We start from the raw sequence: 23880 nt of genomic DNA, 5'->3' as shown, positions 1-23880 counted from the left end.
ACCTATGCTAATAATGCAGATAAAACAAGAAAAAGTAAGCAAAAAAAAGCCAGTCATAAGACTGGCTTTATTATTATAACTCGTTGTTGATATTAGAATTCAGTTGAGAACCTAACACCAAACTCGCTCGCATCGTTGCTTAGAATTTGTAGGATATATTCATCGGTATTCAAGCGCGCGTTGTCGTAACGCTCATCGAAAATGTTGCGGCCGTAAAGCGCTACGGTATACGCGTCATTGGCTGGTGTATAGGCAATATCGAAGTTGACTAACTCCCGGCTGTCTAATTCAGACATACGCTCAACTGCTGAAGTTGGCTCTCCGTACATTTCTGCGCGATACGAATAATCAGCGCGTACGCGAATTGAGTCACCACCATCAAGCTCGAAGGTGTAAGATGGACCAATAGCAAGCGTTAAGTCAGGTGTTAGAGGCGCTACAGGCTTGTAACCTTCCTGCTCTTCCACATCGACATCCATATAACCAGCACTCGCCATCATACTAAAGTTACCGTAGTTAAAAGTAGTGTCTAGCTCAATACCACGAGAGGTTTGTGTCACAATTTGGTTGTCGGTTTCAAACCCATTTTCAGTTACCTTACTTACCTGATACGGTAAATCATCAAATTCTGTGTTAAATACAGCAACGCTCACATCGAAATATTCATTAACACGGCCTTTTATACCCACTTCATAGTTAACCGCGGTGATATTATCTGACGCAACAAAACACTCGATATTACCAAACAAACAATAAGGTCTCGCTGGATACTGACCAGACTGGTAACCTGACTGAATTGTGGCGTAACCAGTCATACCATTTTCAAATTTATAATTTGTCGCTATTTCCCACGTAAGTTCGTCCCAGTCATCACTTGAATAAACCGTACCTATTGCTTCTGAGACACTGGCTGATGCATCTTTCTTATCTTCAGTATATCGAAGTCCACCTGATAAACTTAGTTCATCGGTTAGATCTCGACGTACATTTACATACACTGCTTTTGACGTAGTTTCCTGGTCCAGTTCCAATAAATTAGACCATGTATTGTAGCTAGAATCATCGCCCTGTCGGTTGCTACCTTCTTCGTTAAAGTAATAAAGACCAGCTACGAAATCAGTGTACTCATTGATATAGCCGTTAAGCTGAAGTTCTATAGAGGTTTGGTCTGCCTCACCACGCTCAGGATAGTGATCCAGGCCATAAATAGTGCCATCATCATCTAAGCCCGCTTTATATTTTGAAGAACGGGTACTTGCAACTAATTTCAGCGTATAGTCATCGTTCATGTCCCATTCTGTAGTGACAGCAAAGCCGCGAGCTTCGTTAGACACATCGGTAACAGCTTCTTCACCCGTTGCGTTGTCGTAAATGTCGTAACCTTCTGGCGTCACATCGGTATTTCGCAGCGCAACTCCTAGCGGGTTATTCCCGCCGTAATAACGATCGGATTGCAATTCATCAATAAGCACAGTGTACGGACGAAGACCGCCGTCGCCATTGTTAGCATCTGCAGTTAACACCATACGGAAGTCGTTCGAAGGCTCCCACTTAAGTGAAACACGCCCTGAAATATCTTCGGTCTCACCTACATCGTATTCAGCATTTGGCACGTTAATGAATTCGCCAAGACCGTCGCGCTTGTTGAATGCCAAATTCATATTGAACGCAACCGTTTCTGATAAGGCATGATTAACAAAAAGGTCTGCTTTAACGCGACCACGAGTACCAAACTCAGTATTGATCTTAGTTACATCGCCTTGATCAGGCTCTTTAGTGATGATGTTAATCGCACCACCAATAGAGTTACGGCCGTATAGGGTACCTTGAGGACCACGAAGTACCTCGATACGCTCAATGTTGTTCAAGCTCCAGTTCTGACCAACCTGACGACCTAGGTATACGCCATCAACATAAACGCTTACACCTGGATCGGTGGTGATAAGGTGGTCTTGAAGACCGATACCACGAATAAACGGATTAACCGACGATGTGTGACCAGCAGAGAAACCCGTTACGTTTAGGTTTGGTACGAACTTACCAACGTCTGTTAGGTCAGTAATACCTTGGTCAGCTAGCTTATCGCCGTCAAAAGCACTGATAGCAATTGGCACTTCATAGATAACCTGAGGGCGTTTTGTCGCGGTAACGGTAATGGCTTCAAACTGCTGTTCTTCAGTTGCTTCTGCTTCTTGAGCAACGGCAATGTTTGAAAGTGCTGGAACGGTCATCGCTACTGCAAGTGCGACAGGTGAAAGCTTACTGGCGAGTGTCTTAGACACGTCAGTGTTGGTTTTCATGGTGTAACCCCTTTTGCGTGAGTGTTAGGTGTAAATTTTTTGTTATAGGCTGCTTCAAGTTCTTCTTCGGAACTTTGAAAGACTAAATTCACTGACTCAAGAGGCACACATAACCTTGTGCTAATACTGGATTACAGGCAATAAAAAAGTAAGTCGCAATAAAACATTACAAACTTACTTTCAATAAAACTCTGCTTTAAAAGTAGGAATTACTTTTCCAGTCCTCTGAAACTCAGTAAAGGAATTTAGGCTTGAAGACTGGAACGATATGTTACCCTTAGATTGCGATCTTGCAAAGTGAAATATTACACTTTCACTTAAATAAGACTTCAAAATCAGACTAATTGGTTAGATAAAACATCGGAAATCAGGTTCTCTAAATTTCTATAAAAGAAAATAAATATCAGATAGATAGCCAACCCACTCAGACAATGAGGTTCGCAAATAGAATTCATTTAACACCTAGACCAAGTGGACAAACTTTAAACAACCAACTAGCCGTCGATATTGCTTCTGTACGATAACGTTCGACTTGGTAACTCGGTCAATAAGATATCCCGGTATTTTGCTAAGCGCCTATAAAGCTAATCATGCTTTGTTCAAGTGATGGGGTTCATTCAGTGTTTACTCGTTCATACATACCTAGCTCGCTAATGGTCCGTCGAACTAAGCCTTAAATTGCCACTATAAGACCAAAATCTTATCCATGTTGTCGACAATTCAAGGGAGAGGCTGTTGAAAAACATCCTAAACAAGCATATATTGTCGACATTAGTTAAATAAAGACTCATTATTGTGTTAGTAAAAAGCGAACAAGCTATAACCAATGCCGACCGCACTTTCTTTCAGTTAAGGAAGGATATTGTTGAAGGCGTCATTCCCGCAGGCAGTAAGCTGAGCGAAATGGAATTGTCGACAAAGTATGAAGTTAGCCGCGCTGTTATTCGAGAAGCTATAAACCGCCTTGCCACCTGCCACCTGGTGGAACGTAAAGCTAACGTAGGCGCGCGTGTGGTAGCACTGTCACCTGAAGGCCTTATTCAGCTTTATCAAGTGCGCGAAGCGTTAGAAGGCATGGCAGCGCGCTTGGCGGCGCGTTATATGAGCGATGAAGAAATCAGCGACATGCAAGCTTTACTAGACAGTCACTTCGATAAAGTAAAAGACGGCCAAAACTATTATCAAGAAGCTGGCGATGTAGACTTTCACTACAGAATTGTAACTGGCAGTAAGAACGACCATCTTATTAGCGTGCTTATTGACGGGCTTTACCATTTAGTGCGCATGTATCGCGTGCAGTTAGGTATGGCTGGCCCTCGTGTAAGCACTGCGTTTGATGAGCACAGACACATAGTTAACGCCATTGCTAATCGCGACGAAGAATTAGCGGAAATGCTTATGCGTCGCCACATTCTTTATTCAAAAAATAATATTGAGAAGAAGCTTAACCATGACTAACTATCTAAAGTCTTCTTCAACCCTAATTTACCTCTACCCTACCTTCAAATAAGCGAGTGATTATCATGAGTGCAGGAAAGAAATTCAGAACCGCATTAGAAAACAACAAACCGCTACAAATTGTGGGCACCATTAACGCCTATACCGCCATGATGGCCAAGGCCATTGGCCATCAAGCTATTTATTTATCGGGTGGCGGCGTTGCTAATGCATCTTATGGTCTACCCGATTTAGGTATGACCTCGCTTAACGATGTGATTGCAGACGTACAGCGCATAACCAGCGCTTGTGATCTTCCGCTTATGGTAGACATCGACACGGGTTGGGGCGGCGCATTTAATATTGCAAAAACCATTCGCGATATGGAAAAAGCTGGTGCGGCAGCAGTGCATATGGAAGATCAGGTTGCACAAAAACGCTGTGGTCACCGCCCTAACAAAGAAATCGTGAGTACTGAAGAAATGGTCGACCGCATCAAAGCCGCGGTAGATGCCAGAACTGACCCAAATTTTTTTATAATGGCACGCACCGACGCGTTTGCTCAAGAAGGGCTAGAGAAAGCTATTGAGCGTGCAAAAGCCTACGCTGCAGCAGGTGCTGACGGCATATTTGCAGAAGCCATACAAACTGAAGAGCACTATCGTGCATTCTCAGAAGCACTAGACGTTCCGATTCTTGCCAATATCACTGAGTTCGGCAAAACCGAACTGTGGAACAAAGAAGAGCTTGGCGAATGGGGCGCCGACATGGTGCTTTACCCACTAAGTGCCTTCCGCGCGATGAATAAAGCAGCAGAAATGGTGTACAAATCTATACTTGAAAACGGCGATCAAAAAGCCGTTGTCGACAGCATGCAAACACGTATGGAACTGTACGATTATCTTGGCTACCACGAATACGAGCAAAAGCTAGATGCGCTATTCGCAGAAGGTAAGAACTAACACGAATACGAAACAGCAGGAAGCGAGTGAGGTGCGAGGCACCATTGAAGCTGGAACGGTGCCTCGCACCCCACTCGCCTGATGAGTTCAACGTAATTTTTATTTCTAAATTTTTAAAAAAGTACCTTACAAATTATACAAGACCGGAGACAACAAGATGGCTAAACAGTTAAGTGGCGCGGGTTTACGCGGCCAAGTTGCAGGTAAAACAGCATTATCGACCGTAGGTAAATCAGGTTCTGGTTTAACGTATCGTGGTTACGACGTAAAAGACTTAGCGCAAAAATGTCAATTTGAAGAAGTAGCGTACCTTATTCTTAAGGGCAAGCTACCCAATCAATCTGAGCTAGACGCTTATAAAACTAAGCTTCGCGGTATGCGCGGCCTTCCTACCGCACTAAAAGAAGTGCTAGAGCGCATTCCAAAAAATGCTCACCCCATGGACGTACTTCGCACAGGATGCTCGATGCTAGGTAACCTTGAAATGGAAACCAGCTTCGACCAGCAGCAAGACGTGACAGACCGTATGTTGGCATGTTTCCCAAGTATCATTTGTTACTGGTACCGCTTCTCGCACGACGGTGTACGCGTAGATGTTGAAACCGATGACGATTCAATTGGTGGTCACTTCCTACACATGCTTCACGGCGAAAAACCACGGGAACTGCATGAGCAAGTTATGCATGTATCACTCATTCTTTATGCAGAGCATGAATTCAACGCTTCTACCTTTACGGCTCGTGTTTGTGCATCAACCTTATCTGATATGCATTCTTGTGTAACAGGTGCTATTGGCTCACTCCGCGGCCCGCTTCATGGTGGTGCTAACGAAGCAGCCATGGAAATGATTGAGGGCTTTACGTCTGCCGATGATGCTGAAGAAAAAATGATGGGCATGCTTGAGCGCAAAGAGAAAATCATGGGCTTTGGTCATGCAATTTACTCGGACTCTGACCCTCGTAACGAGATTATCAAGCAGTGGTCCGAAAAACTGGCTGCCGATGTAGGCGACGACGTACTTTACCCTGTGTCTGTTCGCTGTGAAGAGGTCATGTGGCGCGAGAAGAAGCTTTTCTGTAATGCAGACTTTTTCCATGCTTCTGCGTACAACTTTATGGGCATACCTACGCCGTTGTTCACGCCAATCTTCGTGATGTCTCGTCTTACAGGTTGGGCTGCACACGTAATGGAACAGCGCGCTGACAATCGCATTATTCGCCCATCGGCAGAATACACAGGCGAAGAACTTCGTCCAGTGCCTGCTATCAGCGAACGCGCTTAAAGCAAAGGTTGAGTTTTATGAATATTGATTACCGTAAACCGCTGCCTAACGCAGGTATCGACTTTTTCGATACCCGTGAAGCGGTAGATGCGATTGAACCAGGTGCCTACGCCAAACTGCCTTATACATCGCGTGTACTGGCGGAAAACTTAGTGCGTAAATGTGCCCCTGACATGCTGACTAATTCACTTAAACAGCTTATTTACCGTAAGCGCGACTTGGATTTTCCGTGGTTTCCTGCTCGCGTGGTCTGTCACGACATTTTGGGACAAACGGCACTTGTAGACTTAGCAGGCCTTCGCGATGCTATCGCAGCGAAAGGCGGCGACCCGGCGAAGGTGAACCCTGTGGTGCCGACGCAGCTAATTGTGGATCACTCACTCGCCGTTGAACACGCTGGTTTTGAAAAGGACGCGTTTGAGAAAAATCGTGCCATTGAAGACAGACGTAATGACGACCGTTTCCACTTTATTAACTGGACTAAAACCGCGTTTAAAAACGTTGATGTTATCCCGCCGGGTAACGGCATTATGCACCAAATTAATTTGGAGCGTATGTCACCAGTTATTCAGGCGCGAGACGGCGTAGCCTTCCCTGATACCCTAGTGGGCACTGACAGCCACACGCCGCACGTTGATGCACTTGGCGTAATTGCGGTAGGCGTTGGCGGACTTGAAGCGGAAAGCGTAATGTTGGGCCGCGCATCTTATATGCGTTTGCCTGACATTGTAGGTGTTGAACTAACTGGCAAACCACAGCCTGGTATTACGGCCACCGACATCGTTTTAGCACTTACTGAGTTCTTGCGTAAAGAGCGCGTGGTTTCTGCTTTCCTTGAATTCTACGGTGAAGGTGCATCACACTTAACCTTGGGCGACCGCGCCACCATTTCGAACATGACACCTGAATACGGCGCCACTGCGGCCATGTTCTATATTGACCAGCAAACCATTGACTATTTACGCCTAACAGGGCGTGAAGAAAAACAAATTGCGCTAGTTGAGCAATACGCTAAGCATACCGGTTTGTGGGCAGATGATTTAGAAACTGCCGAGTACGAACGGGTGCTTACGTTTGACCTTTCTGCTGTTGGCCGAAACATGGCTGGCCCGTCTAATCCTCATGCTCGCCTACCTACCAGCGACTTAGAAAATCGCGGTATTGCGGCGAAGTGGACCGAGGAGGAAGGCAAAATGCCTGATGGCGCGGTTATTATCGCGGCTATCACTAGCTGTACTAATACGTCAAACCCTCGCAATGTTATTGCAGCAGGCCTACTTGCACGCAATGCTAACGAGCGCGGCTTAACCCGCAAACCATGGGTAAAAAGCTCACTGGCACCAGGCTCTAAAGCCGTTAAGTTGTATCTTGAAGAAGCCAACTTAATGAGCGAGCTGGAAGATTTAGGGTTTGGGGTTGTGGCATTTGCGTGCACTACCTGTAACGGTATGAGCGGCGCTCTAGACCCTAAAATTCAGCAAGAGATCATCGACCGCGATCTTTACTCTACAGCAGTATTGTCGGGTAACCGTAACTTTGACGGCCGTATTCACCCTCACGCAAAGCAAGCGTTCTTAGCGTCGCCTCCGCTAGTTGTAGCATATGCTATTGCCGGTACGATTCGCTTTGACATTGAAAAAGACGTACTGGGCACAGACAAAGACGGCAACCCGGTAACGCTTAAAGACATTTGGCCAAGCGATGAAGAGATTGATGCTATTGTGGCCGAATCTGTGAAGCCAGAACACTTCAGAAAAGTGTACGAACCAATGTTTGATTTAAACGTGGACTACGGTAAAGACATTAACCCGCTTTACGACTGGCGAGAAATGAGCACCTATATTCGCCGCCCACCCTATTGGGAAGGTGCGATGGATGCCGAGCGCACCATGAAAGGTATGCGTCCGCTAGCTATTTTGGGAGATAACATCACCACCGATCACCTATCTCCTTCTAATGCTATTCTAGCAAGCAGTGCCGCCGGTGAATATCTTCACAAAATGGGTTTACCCGAAGAAGACTTTAACTCATATGCAACTCACCGAGGCGATCACTTAACCGCGCAGCGCGCTACCCTTGCGAACCCGAAAGTGTTCAACGAAATGGTGACGGAAAACGGTGAAGTCAAGCAAGGTTCACTGGCCCGCATTGAGCCCGAGGGCAAAGTAGTACGCATGTGGGAAGCTATAGAAGCTTACATGAACCGTAAACAGCCGCTGATCATTGTTGCTGGCGCTGATTATGGCCAAGGTTCCTCACGCGACTGGGCAGCTAAAGGCGTACGTCTTGCCGGTGTAGAGGTAATTGTGGCAGAGGGCTTTGAGCGTATTCACCGTACTAACCTGATTGGTATGGGCGTATTACCGCTTGAGTTTAAACCAGGTACAACCCGTAAAACACTAGAGCTAGATGGCACAGAAACTTACGACGTAAGCGGCGAACCTTCACCCGGCGCAACCCTAACACTGGTAGTAACCCGTGAAAACGGTGAGCAACTAGAAGTGCCCGTTACTTGTCGTTTAGATACAGGTGAAGAAGTCTCTATTTACAGCGCAGGCGGCGTATTACAACGCTTCGCCAAAGACTTCTTGGAAGCTGAAGCTAGCTGAGGGGAAAAAACATGACAAAGTATGCGCCACAACTTCGAGTACCGGCTACCTACATGCGTGGCGGTACCAGTAAAGGTGTGTTTTTCAATTTAACCGATTTGCCAGAAGCCGCGCAAAAGCCGGGACCGGCGCGCGATGCCCTGCTTCTTCGTGTTATTGGAAGCCCAGATCCATACGGAAAACAAACCGACGGTATGGGCGGTGCTACCTCGAGTACTAGCAAAACAGTGATCTTAAGCAAGAGTGATCGTGAAGGTTTTGACGTCGACTACCTGTTTGGACAAGTCGCTATCGACAAACCTTTTGTAGACTGGAGCGGAAACTGCGGAAATCTAACTGCAGCGGTTGGCGCGTTTGCTATTAGCAATGGTCTAGTTAATGAAAGTAAGATTCCGGAAAACGGTATTGCCACCGTCAACATTTGGCAGGCGAATATCAATAAAGCCATTATCGCCAAGGTGCCAATGACCAATGGTGAAGTGCAGGAAACTGGCGATTTTGAACTTGATGGCGTCACCTTTCCCGCAGCAGAAGTGGAAGTGACTTTTGTTGACCCAGCCGACGGTGAAGGCGCAATTTTCCCCACAGGGCCGCTTAGTCGACACACTCGAAGTTCCGTGTGTAGGGTCACTTCAAGCGACTATGATCAATGCGGGTATTCCAACTATTTTCATTAATGCGGAAGATATTGGTTACACGGGTACTGAGCTGCAAGACGATATTAACAGTGATGCAGAGGCGCTTTCTAAATTCGAAGCCATTCGCGCATACGGCGCAGTTCAAATGGGGTTGATTAATGATGTAAGTGAAGCTGAAAACAGGCAGCATACACCTAAAGTCGCTTTTGTTGCCCCGCCGAGAGGTTATAAAACGTCAAGCGGCAAAGATGTTTTAGGTTCTGATATAGACGTGCTAGTGCGCGCGCTATCCATGGGGAAACTTCACCATGCGATGATGGGTACGGCAGCAGTAGCTATTGCCGCCGCTGCCGCCATCCCAGGAACATTGGTGAATCTTGCCGCAGGAGGCGAAGACAGAGAATCGGTGACTTTTGGCCACCCATCCGGAACACTTCGAGTAGGCGCTAAAGCCACCTTTGAAAACGACAAGTGGAAAATTGAGCAAGCGGTGATGAGCAGAAGTGCCCGCGTTTTAATGGAAGGAAATGTTCGTGTTCCGCCTGAACAAAGCTAATCAAACACATGGAATATAAGACATACCTTATTTAGACATAAGTCTAAAAAGCCCTCCAACAGAGGGCTTTTTCTTTTACAGTTAGTTATTATCGAGAATCAAGTGCCCAGAGTAGTTCACATGTATAAAGTTCTTGTAGTAGAAGACAGCTTAACTGTCCGTAAGATCGTTAATAAACTTATCGAGGATAATCCTCATTTTACCTGTGACTTATGTGAGGACTTAGCCGAAGCGCAAAGTGCTCTTGATAGTGGCAACGAATACTTAGCCGCCATTGTTGACTTAAACCTCCCTGATGCACCAAACGGAGAAAGTGTAGAACTTGCGCTTTCATACAACGTTCCGACTATTGTCCTAACCGGTAACTTTGATGAGTTCACTCGTGCTCAATTATTAGATCAAGGCGTTCTGGACTACATTACAAAAGAATCTCGTTACTCCTACTTGCAAGTTTCTAAATTAGTCGACCGTTTAAGAAAAAACCTAACCACAAAAGTATTGGTTGTAGAAGATTCAAAAACCAGCCGAAATCATATCTGTTCATTACTTCGCAAATTTCAGTTTCAAGTACACGAAGCCTCTGACGGCTTAGAAGCCCTAGATGTGCTTGAGAATCATCGCGATATCAAAATGGTAATTGCAGATCATAGAATGCCCAATATGGATGGCTATGAGCTTGTCAAAACTATTCGCCACGAAAGACGGATGCAAGATTTAGTCTTTATAGGGCTTTCTGCAACCGGCGACAGCGTGCTCACTTCTAAATTTATTAAAAGCGGCGCTAATGACTTTTTGTCTAAGCCGTTTTATCACGAAGAATTTTACTGCCGCGTAATGCAAAACCTTGAATCCCAAGAAATGATTCAAACCATCCGTGACTCTGCTAATTTAGATGCACTAACAAAGGTTTATAACCGACGTTTTTTGCACGAAAAAGCAGAAGAGTTGTTTGCCAACAAAACGTCTAGGAAAGACGTAATCGTATCTATGATTGACGCCGACAACTTCAAAAGCGTGAATGATACGTACGGTCACAAAACCGGGGATATGTTGTTACAGGAATTCGCTGCGCTACTGAAAGATTACTTCCCTGACGACCTAATTGTGCGCTATGGCGGCGAAGAATTTACGGTGGTATCGGTGAGGCCGCCGAAAGTGTATCTATCGGCGCTTTCTGCCTTTATGGATGCAGTTCGCACTACGCTGTTTACTACTCACAAATTTAACATTACGTGCAGTATCGGCGTAAGTACTGAAGAGCACAAATGTTTAGAGTCGCAGCTGGAAAAAGCCGACTCGCGCTTATATGAAGCTAAACATGCCGGCAAAGATCAGATTATTTTGAGGGATTCAGTTGCGTCAACAGCAGAAGCTTAAATCTCCGTTGCTATTGCAGCCAACCTGGTAACAAATAGCAAAATACCACTAGCAAGCAAAAGTAACTTACTAACAGCACGGCAATGGTCTTGTCTTTAAGTACGTTGCTTTTAAATACATTGCCTTTGTACTCTTGATTAGTGTTAATAGCGTTAACTTCGCTATTAGGAACAAGCTTGGAAAAAATAACCGCAGATAACACTGTTCCTAAAAACCCTGTTACGTTCCACCAAAACCAGAATACATCCTCTACAAAAAATGCGAACGTTAGATTGGTTGCTACACCACACAAAAGGGCAAAGTTAACGTGCTTGCTATCTACTTTTCTCGTTAAAATACCAAGTAAAAAAACTGCCAAAACCGGACCAAAAAAGACAGAGCCCACCTTATTCACAGCTTCTATTACGGTAGGCGCTATGTCACCAGCATTGAGCGAAAGCAACAAAATAATCACGCCCCATATCAAACCCGCGAATTTAGCACTACGAAGATAGCCTTCAGATTTATCTTGTTTTCCCGTCAACTTGAAATAATCTTCAAGTGAAACCGCTGCAAGGGAGTTGATAGCAGAACTTAACGATGACATGGCTGCAGCGAGAATAGCAACAACAAGCAACCCTATGAGACCGTGAGGCAGGTAGTTAAGAATAAACACCGGCATTAACCAGTCTGGATTATCTTTAGGGATTTGAGATAGCAAGTCGGCATCGTTAAACGCCAAGGTTCCAATCACTAAGCCGGCCAAGCAGTAAAGCAGCGTAATCGGAAACCTGAATATTCCGTTGGCCAGCATCATCTTTTTTAAATCGCCTTCAGTCTTAGCTGACAAGGCACGCTGTGCTTCAGATTGATCGCAACCATAGTAAGAGGCATAAAGGATTACGCCTCCTAACACCATAGGGAAAAAACCAAAACCATCGCCATCAAGACCCAGTGATGAGAAATTAATAGTTGATACGCGTTCACCAGGAAGAAGTTGCATAAAGACATCCCAGCCACCCAGTGCATTAAGACCAAACGCAATACAAATTGCTGTGCCCACGACAATAACTACCATTTGCACAGCGTCGCCGTATACGACAGCTTTCATGCCGCCCTGCAAGGAATACAAAACAGTAATAACACCTATCAGCAATATCGCCTGCGTAGCGGAAACTTGCATAGTTCCCTGCAGAATAATAGACAAGGCGTACACCATTATTCCTGTGGCGAATGCTCTACTAAATTGAAATACAATACTGATAAAAATACGCGTAGAGGTGGAGAAGCGTCGTTCAAGATAGTCATATATACTCACTACGCCACTTCGGTACAGGGTGGGTAATACGATGGTAGCGAGTAACAGCATAGCTAAAGGCACGGCAAGTTCATAAGAAAGCCAAATTAAGCCCCCACCTTCGCGAAACCCAACAAAGGCGGGTGCTGAGATAAAACTGACCGCTGAAAGTTGAGTCGCCATAATGGACAGCAACAGCGGCTTCCAACTTAAGCTTCTGCCAGCTAAAAAATAGTCTTTCTTGGACTGCTGTCCTCGAAGGCTAAAGCCAATGGCAAGTAAAGTAATGAGGTAAATCGCGATAACACTGTAATCAAGAATATCCATATAAACTCAAAATTGTGTAACTTAGTCACTACCTTTACACAAACTCGCCCTGTTTGCATAAGAAAACGGCGCATAAAAAACAGCACATGAAAGACTGAGCGTACAACAGCGAACAAAAAATAGCGCTTTAAACTGCCTTTTGTTACATCCAAGACCTTCTGGTTGACTCCACTTCAAACAAAACACTATCTGCTAGTTTATTGACGTATTCCTCTGGTAAAAACGGCACCGTCACCGCGCCTGAAGCCAGCACGAATTTTATCGTGGCAAGCTTATTACGCTTCATAAACACGCTTTGCTTAATAATTACTTGCTGTACTTTATAAGGTTCGAAACACTGATAGTCGACACCTATTCGACCTCGTCTTATGTAAACGTACTTATTATCGTAGGCTATACCCCATCGCCACCATCTGAGTGTAAGTATAAGTGCTATTGCACTGTAGGCAGCAAGTGCACCAAGCATAATATCTAGATGGGACGACACAGCGCCAATGGTGAAAAAGATGGCAAAAGGTATTGCCCATGCCGTAAGTAACCAGAAACTAATAAAGCGTTTGCTGATGATGTGATAAGGCTGACTACGCAAATCGCAACCAGGCATAACCTCTTGGCTAAGTTCAAAGGCTTCATTTTCAGTTACCGATGGCACAATTAGTTTATTCGGCGACATCAATTCTTGCATTTGCTGCCCGGCGGTGGAGTTTTGCTCAAAATACAAATTGACCCGCTTTAGTATTTTATCTAGCCAATCTTGCTTCGCTGTTATCATTTGAATGCGCGATGCACGCATGCTTACTTCCAGCTTGTTCAGTAAGCCGCTTCGACGGATATACCGGTCTCCCGATCTTGAAAGCGTATAGCCATAGAAGGTGAAAAGCGCGCCACCTACGCTAAATAGCGCCACTAACGCCATTAGCATCATTAGTATAACGAAGGCATACAGTCCTAATTGCCACCAGGCGACTGTTTGCTCACCTACTATTTGATTAAGCTGTAAACCTTTGTCAGCCAGCCACTCTGAAACCAGACCAAACACATCATCATAAAAAGGCGCAGCGGCACCCAGTATGATCCAAACGCGATTATTGGTAATACCGTGAATAATAATGTCTTTTACGGAACGACGGTTTAACACTTCTTCACTCGTATTGACGTTATCCGCTGCTTTAGCACTCATACTTTGTGTGCGCGAAGACGAACTTCCGTCGGCTAATCCCCTACCAGAAAGCTCTTCACCAACTAGCCCGTCTAAGTCATCCACATCGTGCTGTGCCTTTTCATACAGCACCTGCTTTTTCAGAGCTTCGGCGTAGGCTTCTGGCACCGCTACTATTTTGGCCTCTTCTTTACCACTTCCTGCCGTATCGAGTACCACTAACGCGTATCCAAAAGGACGATAATAAAAAGGGCGCTCTATCTTAACGTTTTGAATACGCCACAAAGGTAAGTTGGTATAGCGGCGCTGAAACACGCCATGATGAATCTCTACATGCTGGTTATGTACCCGAAACTTATACATTAGGTAGCTTACTAAGCCACTAGTGCTCGTAAACAAAAATAAAATGCCAGCGCCTATTAGTACTTCAGGGGAAAACAAGTTGTCCCAAATGTTAAAGGAAATAGCGAGTGCAGGGACAGCATAGATGAGCCCTTGCGCCATATTCGTGAAATTGCGAATGGTAAAGTACAAAATAGAAATAAGAGAAAGACGTTGCCACTCTGTGCCGGTTTCTACTTCTAGTTGAGGCTCTGTAATACCCTTTTCGTAGATTTGAGACTGCGGCGACACGTCAACGTCTACATTAGCCTCGTAGTCATCTGACCTAGCAACATCAGGCGTTTGATGTGAAAACGATTTGGGCGCGGTCATTAGCGAGCACCAATATCTTTGTGCGCTAGTATAAACTCACGTAACTGCTCAGCCCTCTCAATACTTAAGCCAGGTATCTCGAAGGTATGCATTTCACCGCCCGCCGAAAATACCTGAAGGGAAGCAAGGCCCGCCCATCTGTCTAACGGCCCTCGGTTAACCTCAACGTGCTGAACACGCAATATCGGTTGGCAAGAGAGTTTTCTGAAAATGAGCCCTGACTGTTTGCTAATGTCTTGCTCGCGTATTGCATAGAATATACGGACATCTGCGAAAAAATGGTATAAAGCCCAAACGCTGCCTAAAGCGACGATACCTGCAACCACATATGGGTAAGCTTGCAGCAGTCCTTCAGGCAGTGACCAGAAGCTTTGTAATCGGAGTGCGGTGGCAATGCCTATTAGCACTAAAGCTATCAACCCAATTGAGAAAATATTCAGTGCTCGGTACTTTTTAGAAATAGGAAGTAATGCTAGCGTTTGAAGTGAGGGAATTTCGTCAACACTCCGCTGATTATTTGAAAATACGGTTTCTTGCTCTGCGCTTATTGTCATCACATTAATTCCTTTTACCACTGTATAAATAAGAACTGTCCGGCGTTTTTTAGTATGGTTTGGCTGTTTGGCATCAGCACTTCCAACGTTTACTCTACCGCAGTTTTTATAACAAAAAAGAGGGCAAGCCCTCTTTTTAACATTACAAATTAAAGAGCGCGTTGCGCTGACTAGTCGTCAACCTGCTGTTCGTTTAACCAATCATGCAGCGCCTTCATATCGTGCTGAACCGCCATTTGCAGCTCTTCAACCCAATCGTGCACGTTCTCCCACCAAGTTGGATGATCACCTTGTTGGATTTGATTGGCGATACGCTGTACGCGAGCTAAACCAACAGAGCCCGCGGCGCCTTTAATTTTATGAGCCTGTGAGCATACTTCGGACTTTTCATCGGCACTTAAGCTAAGCTGCAGTATTTCCATGTATTCAGGCATTTTTTCTTGGAACACTTTAACGCTAGCACGCACCATTTCATCCCCTATGGTATCCACTAACATCTGCAACAAGTCCATATCTAAAATGTTACTTAATATTTTGCTGGGCTCAGGGCGTTCTACTTCACCGTCTACTTCCAACGGGGCTGGAGGAGCGTGGAACAGTTCGTTAAACACTTCAATAACCCGAGACTTCTTGATAGGTTTGGCGATTACATCGTCCATACCGTTTTCTAGGTATTCATCGCGCTTTTTAATTACGTTTGCCGTTAGCGCCACAATAGGCGTCTGCATGACCAAGTCTTCTTCAATAATAGTGCTCGCCACATCGAACCCGGTCATATCAGGTAGCTGAATGTCGAGCAAGATAAGGTCGTATTGGTTTTCCCTGACTTTATCTATGGCTTCTTGCCCCGTCATGGCCACATCAACTTTCTGTCCAAGCTTCTCGAGTAAGGCCTTGGCAACCATTACGTTCAGTTCAATATCTTCTACAAGCAAGATATTCAGCCCAGTCACTTGAAGCTGCGCGACTTTCATCGGGCTATTAGAAATTTGAACCGGCAGTACGATTTCAAAGCGGGTGCCTTTACCGACGTTACTAGAAACGTGAATTTCACCGTTCATTAAGTCGACCATTTGCTTACAAATCGCCAAACCGATACCTGTGCCTGTGGCCGACTGGTGATCGGGGTGATCGACCTGATAATACATTGCAAAAATCTTATCGACTTCACTTTCAGGAATACCCACGCCGGTATCTTCAATAATAAAGGTAACGTAAGCTTTATCACCATCAGGCTTAGTTGATGATACTGATAAACTCACGTGCCCCTTTTGTGTAAACTTCACTGCGTTAAACAAGATATTCCACAAAATTTGGCGAAGACGGGTACCGTCAATTTCTACTAAACGAGGTAACGGCTCGTTTATCGTCGTTTTTAGTTCAAGCTGTTTATCTGCCGCTAGTAGTCGAATAATACTGCTCAACTCTTCGGTAAAATCTTTCAGCGAAATAGTTTTAAGGCTTAGCTCTAGTTTATCTCTGTCTAATTTATCGAGATCAATTATATCGTTAAAGATATTACCTAGCGTAATGGCGCTTGCGTAAATCGTACTTACCCAACTAAATTGCTCGTCGCTTAACTCGGTATCACGCAGCATGCGACTTAAGCCAACAATACCGTTTAATGGCGTGCGAAGTTCATGACTGATAGTCGCTATAAAACGTGTCTTATCAGTACTTGCTTTCGCCGCAGCATTTTCCGCTTGTTTACGTTCAGTCATATCACGACCGAATGATAGTAATCCCAAGCGGTTACCTTCTTTATCGAAGAAAGGTACACGCTTCATTTCGAAGTAACGACGACGTCCGTCGGCGAAGCGAAGCCACAGCTCTTCTGTAATACTCGCATTGGTTTCTAATACTTCGTGATCACTCGCTACAATTTGACGAGCTAATTCTTCTTCGTAAACGTCTTTTGGCGTTAGGCCAAGCAACTCTTGCTCGGTTTTGCCAGTCATTAACTCGGCAATGCGGTTACAACCTGCAAACCTACCCTCTTCATTGCGGTAGTAAATAAGATCAGGCGACGCATCAATGATAGAGCGCAATAGCGTGGACAAACGTCGTGCCTGAGCTTCTTGTTCAGATTTATCCTGAATTTCTTTCTCTAGATCTTTGAAAAGCGCTTCACGCTCTTCTTGTGCCTGCTTACGCTGCTCTATTTCATGATTAAGTTGGCGAATATTGCTCTGCAGTTCTCGGTTAAGAAAAACATCTTCTTCACGTAAACTTTCTAATTGGCTAACGACTTCTTTTAAGTTGGTACGCGAATTCTCTAACTGCTTTATTAATTCACTGAAGAAATACAGTACCCAAGGTGCAGATAGCATAGTAAGAATAACAGCGCTTATAAAATCGTCTGGCTGAACTTGACTTCCCATACTAACGCGTATGACGTAGGAACCGCCTAACGTGAACACAAGTGAAAGAACAACAAACAAAATGCTGAGCTTTAGAGTGCCAAAACGTTGAACAAATTGAGCAAAGCGAATTGCCCAAGAATCGTTTGGTGAATCTGAATGCATGTACGTCTAATCTAAACTTATTTTTGCCTGTATCCTATCAGGCTTTATCCACTTCGGGAATGCGGTTTATTGAAGCAAAGGGATGACACCAGGTAACAGTCACGATTTAAACGGCGACTTTTCCGTTACTTCGTGAATAAACGCAGTGTTAACCCAACCAACTTTAGTAAAAGATACTTTCGCCCAATCCCCTTGTTTCTCTAGTACTTTTAATATTTCGCCTTTATTTAACCCATTATCAATAGTGGGAAATGAAGCACCAGGTCCTTTTCTAACATTAAGCGTGCTTGCACTGACATTCGCAATTTTCATTATAGGGCTAGTTAAATCACGCTGGAATTGGTCATGGGCTTCTCGCTGTGTGCTCGTTTCTTTTAATTCGGCTTCCCACCCATTACGCTCGGGATGCGATGCGAGTTCTTTGAACTTCTGTAGGGGAAAGGCAGGACCTGGATCTACCTTACGCGTAGGCGCTATCTCTTCATGCCCAACAATAGTAGAAATCTTATAGTGCTCGCACAGTGCTTTACATAAAGCGAGTGTTCGGGCGACTTGTATATCCGAATACTTGTGCCAATAGCCAATCGCATACTGGTTGTTGTTTCTAACTTCGAATACTTCGCTTTTCTCATACACTTTACCGAACCAACTCTCATAAGTGCCATCACTTCTTTCTTTGAGCTGGCCTGCATTGTCTAACTCAATACCTATCGAATATTGATTTAATCCACTGCGCCCTTCAAAGTGGCTTTCCCCTGCATGCCATGCAATTTGATTAGTTGGTAGCATTTGTACGATATTGCCGTTGCGTCCCACAGCGAAGTGAGCAGACACGCCGCTATCAGGGTGGGTCAATACATTAACCGAAGACGCTAAATTACTGCCTGCAGTAAAATGAATGACGATAGTATCGGGATAGCCCTTCTCAAACATCCCTGAAGAATTAGGAGAAGGCGTAAAACTCACGTCGTCGCCGGTTAACTTATGGTCATTAATATTAAAGGCGTAGCTGGGAGCTGCTTGTAAAGCTGTCATAAAATGATCCTCGCTAGCTTGATAGCATGTGCTTTCAGTGAATTTTTATTCTCTTGCTAACGCTTATGCGCTCGTGAAAATTACACGAATGTCCTATCAAGTATCACAGCCTTAAGCTCTAACCTTACATGCGGATAATTTTTAAACAATATAGCAAACTACTTATATGAGTGGAACCGTAGCTTTACGAATTCATAAAAATACAAATAAACCGCCATTGACAACATAAAACAACACACTTAAAGCATAATTATTCATTAACAAAAGGCAAATGAGAACCAATATCATTTAAAGTTTGAAAACTATTCATTTTTATCAGCTGATAACATTTTTATTACAAACACAAAAGATAAACAGTAAGCCGTTGAATTATATGAATTTAATTAAGTTTATACTAATTCTGTATAAACCTTATATTTTTAGCGTTTGATTTTATTTTTCAATGTGGGTATTTTGTACGGCCCGCACAGCAATAATGCATAAAAATGCGGAAACGACTGGAATCCTCTAATAATAAATAACGACAAGAAAGGCGCATGCCGCGAGCAATACCGCTCGCAGGTTTAAAAGACGTCTAATAATGTTGTGATACGCAAACCTAGGCGCATCTACACGCAACGCATACCTTGCCCAGTCAAAAGGTTGAAGGAGTTAAGAGATGAGTTTATATAATCCCAATGATTCCCGGGACAACTGTGGGTTTGGCTTAATTGCTCACACTCATGGGGAAGCCAGTCACGAATTGGTAACCACTGCTATACACGGTCTTGACCGTATGCAGCATCGTGGCGGTATCGCCGCCGACGGGAAAACCGGTGACGGCTGTGGTTTATTACTGCAGAAACCGGATGCGTTCTTCCATGCAATCGCCGAAGAAAATGGCTGGAAACTCAGCAAAAAATACGGCGTGGGCATGATTTTCTTAAGTCAGGACCCGGTACTTGCGCAAACTGCGCGTGAAGTGCTTAATGAAGAACTTGAAAAGGAAACACTTTCAGTAGTGGGTTGGCGCGAAGTGCCTGTCGACCGCTCAGTACTGGGTGAATTAGCGCTTACGGGCGTTCCACAAATCGAACAGGTTTTTGTGAACGCTCCAGCGGGCTGGAGAAAACGTGACCTAGAGCGTCGCCTATATATGATCCGCCGCCGAGCTGAAAAGCGACTAGAAGCAGATCCAGATTTTTACGTAGCATGTTTATCAGGCTTAGTAACAATTTATAAAGGCTTGGTAATGCCAAAAGATTTACCCGCCTTTTATCACGATCTTGCCGATGAGCGTATGCAAAGCGCAATCTGCGTTTTCCACCAACGCTTTTCAACGAATACTTTACCACGTTGGCCGCTAGCTCAACCCTTCCGCTTCCTTGCGCATAATGGTGAAATTAACACTATTAAAGGTAACCGCGACTGGGCGATGGCACGTGCCGCTAAGTTTTCAACGCCGCTTATCCCCGACCTTAAAGATGCTGCGCCTTTTGTAAATACTGAAGGTTCAGACTCATCGTCACTGGATAATATGCTGGAGCTATTCCTAGCCGGTGGTATGGATTTATTCCGTGCCATGCGCTTGCTTGTTCCACCTGCCTATCAAAATAACAAAACCATGGATGATGACCTGCGTGCATTCTACGAGTTTAACTCGATGCACATGGAACCGTGGGATGGCCCTGCCGGCATCGTATTAACGAATGGCCGTCATGTTGCCTGTAACCTAGATAGAAATGGCCTACGCCCGGCTCGCTATGTCATCACCAAAAACGGGTTTATTACTCTTGCCTCAGAAGTGGGTATTTGGGACTACGAGCAAGCTGACGTTATTGAGAAAGGCCGTGTAGGTCCAGGTGAAATGCTTGCTGTAGATACTTACACGGGCAAAATCTGGCGTTCTACGGAAATTGATGACGACTTAAAAGCGCGTCATCCATACAAAGAATGGCTAGAAAAACACATCCGTCGTTTGACCCCTATCGAGCAGCTCGATGCCTCGCTAATTGGCAAGCGCGTGTTTGACGACGATGCCATGGCGGTATATCACAAGCTACACGCCTACAGTTATGAAGAAATTCAACAAGTTGTAAAAGTACTCGCGAAAGACGGTCAAGAAGCCGTTGGCTCTATGGGTGACGATACGCCAATGGCGGTTATGTCATCGCGTCAGCGTACGGTTTACGATTACTTCCGTCAGCAGTTTGCGCAGGTTACTAACCCGCCTATCGACCCGCTCCGTGAAAACCACGTTATGTCGTTGGCAACCTGTATTGGCCGAGAGCAAAACGTCTTTAGCGAAACGTCTGGTTACGCTGACCGCGTGCTGTTCGACTCGCCAGTGTTGATGTATACCGACCTAAAACAGCTGCGTGAATTTAACCCAGATAACTACTACTCAGAAGTGGTAGAACTTCAATACGCTCCGCAAGAAGGTTTAAAGAAAGCCATTGAACGCGTCTGTAACGAAGTGGAAATGCTGGTTAAGAATAAACGAGCTGCGTTCGTTATTCTGTCTGACAGAAACATTAAACAAAACCGTTTGGTTATCCCAGCGGCCATGGCGGTTGGTGCAGTCCAGCGCCGTCTCGTTGAAAAGTCATTGCGCTGTGACGCGAACGTTGTTGTTGAAACAGCGAGCGCCCGAGACCCGCATCACTTTGCCGTACTTATCGGCTTAGGTGCCACTGCGGTTTACCCATTCCTTGCCTACGAAACTATCGAACAGCTTTGTGAAAAAGGTGAGCTAGATATTTCTCCTATGCAGGCCACGTTGAACTACCGTAAAGGTATCAACAAAGGCTTGTATAAGATCATGTCTAAGATGGGAATTAGCACAGTTGCAAGCTACCGTAGCTCTAAGCTGTTTGAAGCGGTGGGTATCAACAACGAAGTAATGAACCTTTGCTTTAAAGGGGTAACTTCGCGCATTCAGGGTGCGGGCTTTGATGACTTCCATCAAGACCTTGTGAACCTTAACCGAATTGCATGGCTTAAACGCAAGTCTGTAGACCATGGCGGTTTGCTTAAATACGTGCACGGTGGCGAATATCACGCCTACAACCCTGACGTAGTAAGTACGCTTCAAAAGGCGGTTGTGTCAGGTAACTACGACGATTACCAGCAATACGCCAAGCTTGTTAACGAACGTGCGCCTGCGCACATTCGCGACTTGCTAGCTATAAACCCAGATTGCGATCCTATTGATATTAGCGAAGTAGAAGCACCGGAGAACTTATTCCCGCGCTTTGATACTGCGGCTATGTCAATTGGTGCATTGAGCCCAGAAGCGCACGAAGCACTAGCGATTGCAATGAACCGCTTGGGCGGTCAGTCTAACTCAGGGGAAGGTGGCGAGCACCCTTCTCGTTTTGGTACTGAAAAGAACTCTAAAATTAAGCAGGTGGCGTCAGGCCGCTTCGGTGTAACACCTCACTATTTAGTTAACGCAAACGTTATTCAAATTAAAGTGGCACAGGGTGCAAAACCGGGAGAAGGTGGTCAGCTTCCAGGCGATAAGGTCAATAAGTACATCGCACAACTTCGTTTCTCTGTGCCGGGTGTAACCCTTATTTCACCGCCGCCGCACCACGATATCTATTCAATTGAAGATTTGGCTCAACTAATTTTTGATTTGAAGCAGGTTAATCCAACGGCGCTTATATCGGTTAAGCTGGTATCTGAGCCGGGTGTTGGCACCATTGCAACGGGTGTAGCGAAAGCCTATGCCGACCTTATCACCGTTTCAGGTTACGACGGCGGTACAGGTGCAAGCCCACTAACGTCTGTTAAATATGCAGGTAGTCCGTTTGAACTAGGCTTGTCTGAAACACAGCAAGCTCTAATTGAGAACGGTCTACGTCACAAAGTACGCGTTCAAACTGACGGTGGTTTGAAAACAGGCTTGGACGTAGTAAAAGCCGGTATTTTAGGCGCTGAGAGCTTTGGTTTTGGTACAGGCCCAATGGTTGCTTTAGGCTGTAAATATCTGCGTATTTGCCACCTAAACAACTGTGCAACTGGTGTTGCAACGCAGGATCAAAAGCTGCGTGATGATCACTTTATTGGCTTACCTGACATGGTGATGAACTACTTCAAGTTTATCGCTCAGGAAGTACGTGAAATCATGGCGTCTATGGGTGTCGCTAAGTTCGACGACTTAGTTGGTCGTACAGAGCTACTTAAAGTACTCGACGGCATTACTGCTAAACAAAATCGCTTGGACCTGTCGCCACTACTTGCACAGCCTAAAGCAGGTGATCACACTCGCCTATTCTGTTCGCAAACCACTAACGCGCCTATCGATAAAGGCGAGTTAAATGCTCAGATGCTTAAAGATGGTCAGCAAGCTGTGGTAGATGGAGAGTCAATAACTCTTAAATACCCTGTACGCAATACCGACCGTTCTGTAGGCGCTTTGCTATCAGGTGAAATTGCTAAACACCACGGTAACCACGACTTTGAAGATACACCTATCAAGGTTGAACTTACCGGTACAGCAGGTCAGAGCTTCGGCGTGTGGAACGCTGGCGGTCTGCATATGCACCTTGAAGGCGACGCCAACGATTACGTAGGTAAAGGCATGACCGGCGGTAAGCTTGTTATTCACCCACCTCGCGACATCTCGTACGACGCCCACGACAGCGCCATCATGGGTAACACCTGCCTTTACGGCGCAACAGGCGGCAAACTGCTTGCTGCTGGCCGCGCTGGTGAGCGTTTTGGTGTGCGTAACTCTGGTGCTATCGCGGTAGTGGAAGGTATTGGCGATAACGGCTGTGAATACATGACAGGCGGTATTATTGCTGTACTTGGTCCGGTTGGCGTGAACTTCGGCGCAGGTATGACAGGTGGTTTTGCTTATCTAATGGATGACGGCGATGACCTTGATAACCGCGTTAACGCCGAGCTCGTTGATGTGATGCCTATTGAAGACAAAGCGATTCTTGCTGAGCACTTACGCGGCTTAATTAATCAGCATTACGAAGAAACAGGAAGCGAGCACTCGTTGTCACTGCTTACTGATTTCGCCGCAACGCTGAAACGCTTTAAGCTTATTAAGCCAAAAACCAGTGATGTGAAAAACTTGCTTGGTCACATCAGTCGTTCAAGTGCTGAATTACGCATTCAGGCTCAGTAGGAGG

12 protein-coding genes and 1 pseudogene are annotated in these 23880 nt (G+C 45.2%); 7 read left to right on the top strand and 6 right to left on the bottom strand.

The features are described from left to right. Positions 1–92: 92 nt before the first annotated feature. Positions 93–2300, bottom strand: a complete 2208-nt coding sequence (locus D1814_RS12165) for a TonB-dependent receptor (protein WP_118492614.1) — start codon at positions 2298–2300, stop codon at positions 93–95. A 795-nt stretch (positions 2301–3095) separates the two neighbouring features. Between D1814_RS12165 and D1814_RS12160 the strand changes: the two genes are divergently transcribed. The 6 genes and pseudogenes from D1814_RS12160 (at position 3096) to D1814_RS12135 (ending at position 11161) form a co-directional block, all read left to right on the top strand. Then, on the top strand, positions 3096–3758 hold the full coding sequence (locus D1814_RS12160; RefSeq protein WP_118492612.1) for a GntR family transcriptional regulator: 663 nt from the start codon (positions 3096–3098) through the stop codon (positions 3756–3758). Positions 3759–3823: 65 nt separating this feature from the next. Continuing rightward, positions 3824–4699: a methylisocitrate lyase gene (gene prpB / locus D1814_RS12155; RefSeq protein ID WP_118492610.1), complete on the top strand. Its 876-nt coding sequence runs from the start codon at positions 3824–3826 to the stop codon at positions 4697–4699. A 157-nt stretch (positions 4700–4856) separates the two neighbouring features. After that, entirely contained in the window at positions 4857–5981 is a 1125-nt protein-coding gene (gene prpC, locus D1814_RS12150; protein ID WP_118492608.1) for a bifunctional 2-methylcitrate synthase/citrate synthase, read from the top strand. Positions 5982–5998: 17 nt separating this feature from the next. Further along, complete coding sequence (acnD, locus tag D1814_RS12145; RefSeq protein ID WP_118492606.1) at positions 5999–8590, top strand: Fe/S-dependent 2-methylisocitrate dehydratase AcnD; 2592 nt, start codon at positions 5999–6001, stop codon at positions 8588–8590. An 11-nt stretch (positions 8591–8601) separates the two neighbouring features. Then, positions 8602–9784, top strand: a pseudogene (prpF, locus tag D1814_RS12140) (2-methylaconitate cis-trans isomerase PrpF). A 120-nt stretch (positions 9785–9904) separates the two neighbouring features. Then, a complete protein-coding gene (locus D1814_RS12135; protein ID WP_118492604.1) occupies positions 9905–11161 on the top strand; it encodes a diguanylate cyclase in 1257 nt (418 codons plus the stop codon). Positions 11162–11171: 10 nt separating this feature from the next. Here D1814_RS12135 and D1814_RS12130 read toward each other — a convergent pair whose 3' ends face one another. From D1814_RS12130 to D1814_RS12110, 5 genes are all read right to left on the bottom strand, one after another. Continuing rightward, complete coding sequence (locus D1814_RS12130) at positions 11172–12764, bottom strand: sodium:solute symporter family transporter (RefSeq protein ID WP_118492602.1); 1593 nt, start codon at positions 12762–12764, stop codon at positions 11172–11174. Positions 12765–12906: 142 nt separating this feature from the next. After that, a complete protein-coding gene (locus D1814_RS12125) occupies positions 12907–14637 on the bottom strand; it encodes a PH domain-containing protein (RefSeq protein ID WP_118492600.1) in 1731 nt (576 codons plus the stop codon). Next, a complete protein-coding gene (locus D1814_RS12120; RefSeq protein WP_118492598.1) occupies positions 14637–15191 on the bottom strand; it encodes a PH domain-containing protein in 555 nt (184 codons plus the stop codon). The genes D1814_RS12125 and D1814_RS12120 overlap by 1 nt, the downstream gene beginning before the upstream one ends. Positions 15192–15361: 170 nt before the next feature. Beyond that, positions 15362–17716: an aerobic respiration two-component sensor histidine kinase ArcB gene (gene arcB, locus D1814_RS12115; protein ID WP_118492596.1), complete on the bottom strand. Its 2355-nt coding sequence runs from the start codon at positions 17714–17716 to the stop codon at positions 15362–15364. A 99-nt stretch (positions 17717–17815) separates the two neighbouring features. Then, positions 17816–18751, bottom strand: a complete 936-nt coding sequence (locus D1814_RS12110; protein ID WP_118492593.1) for an N-acetylmuramoyl-L-alanine amidase — start codon at positions 18749–18751, stop codon at positions 17816–17818. Between the two features lie 658 nt (positions 18752–19409). Here D1814_RS12110 and gltB point away from each other — a divergent pair. Further along, on the top strand, positions 19410–23876 hold the full coding sequence (gene gltB, locus D1814_RS12105; RefSeq protein ID WP_118492591.1) for a glutamate synthase large subunit: 4467 nt from the start codon (positions 19410–19412) through the stop codon (positions 23874–23876). The last annotated feature ends 4 nt before the right edge of the window (positions 23877–23880 follow it).

Source organism: Alteromonas sp. BL110 (assembly GCF_003443615.1).
Lineage (GTDB): Bacteria > Pseudomonadota > Gammaproteobacteria > Enterobacterales > Alteromonadaceae > Alteromonas.
This window is presented reverse-complemented; position numbering and strand designations above follow the sequence as displayed.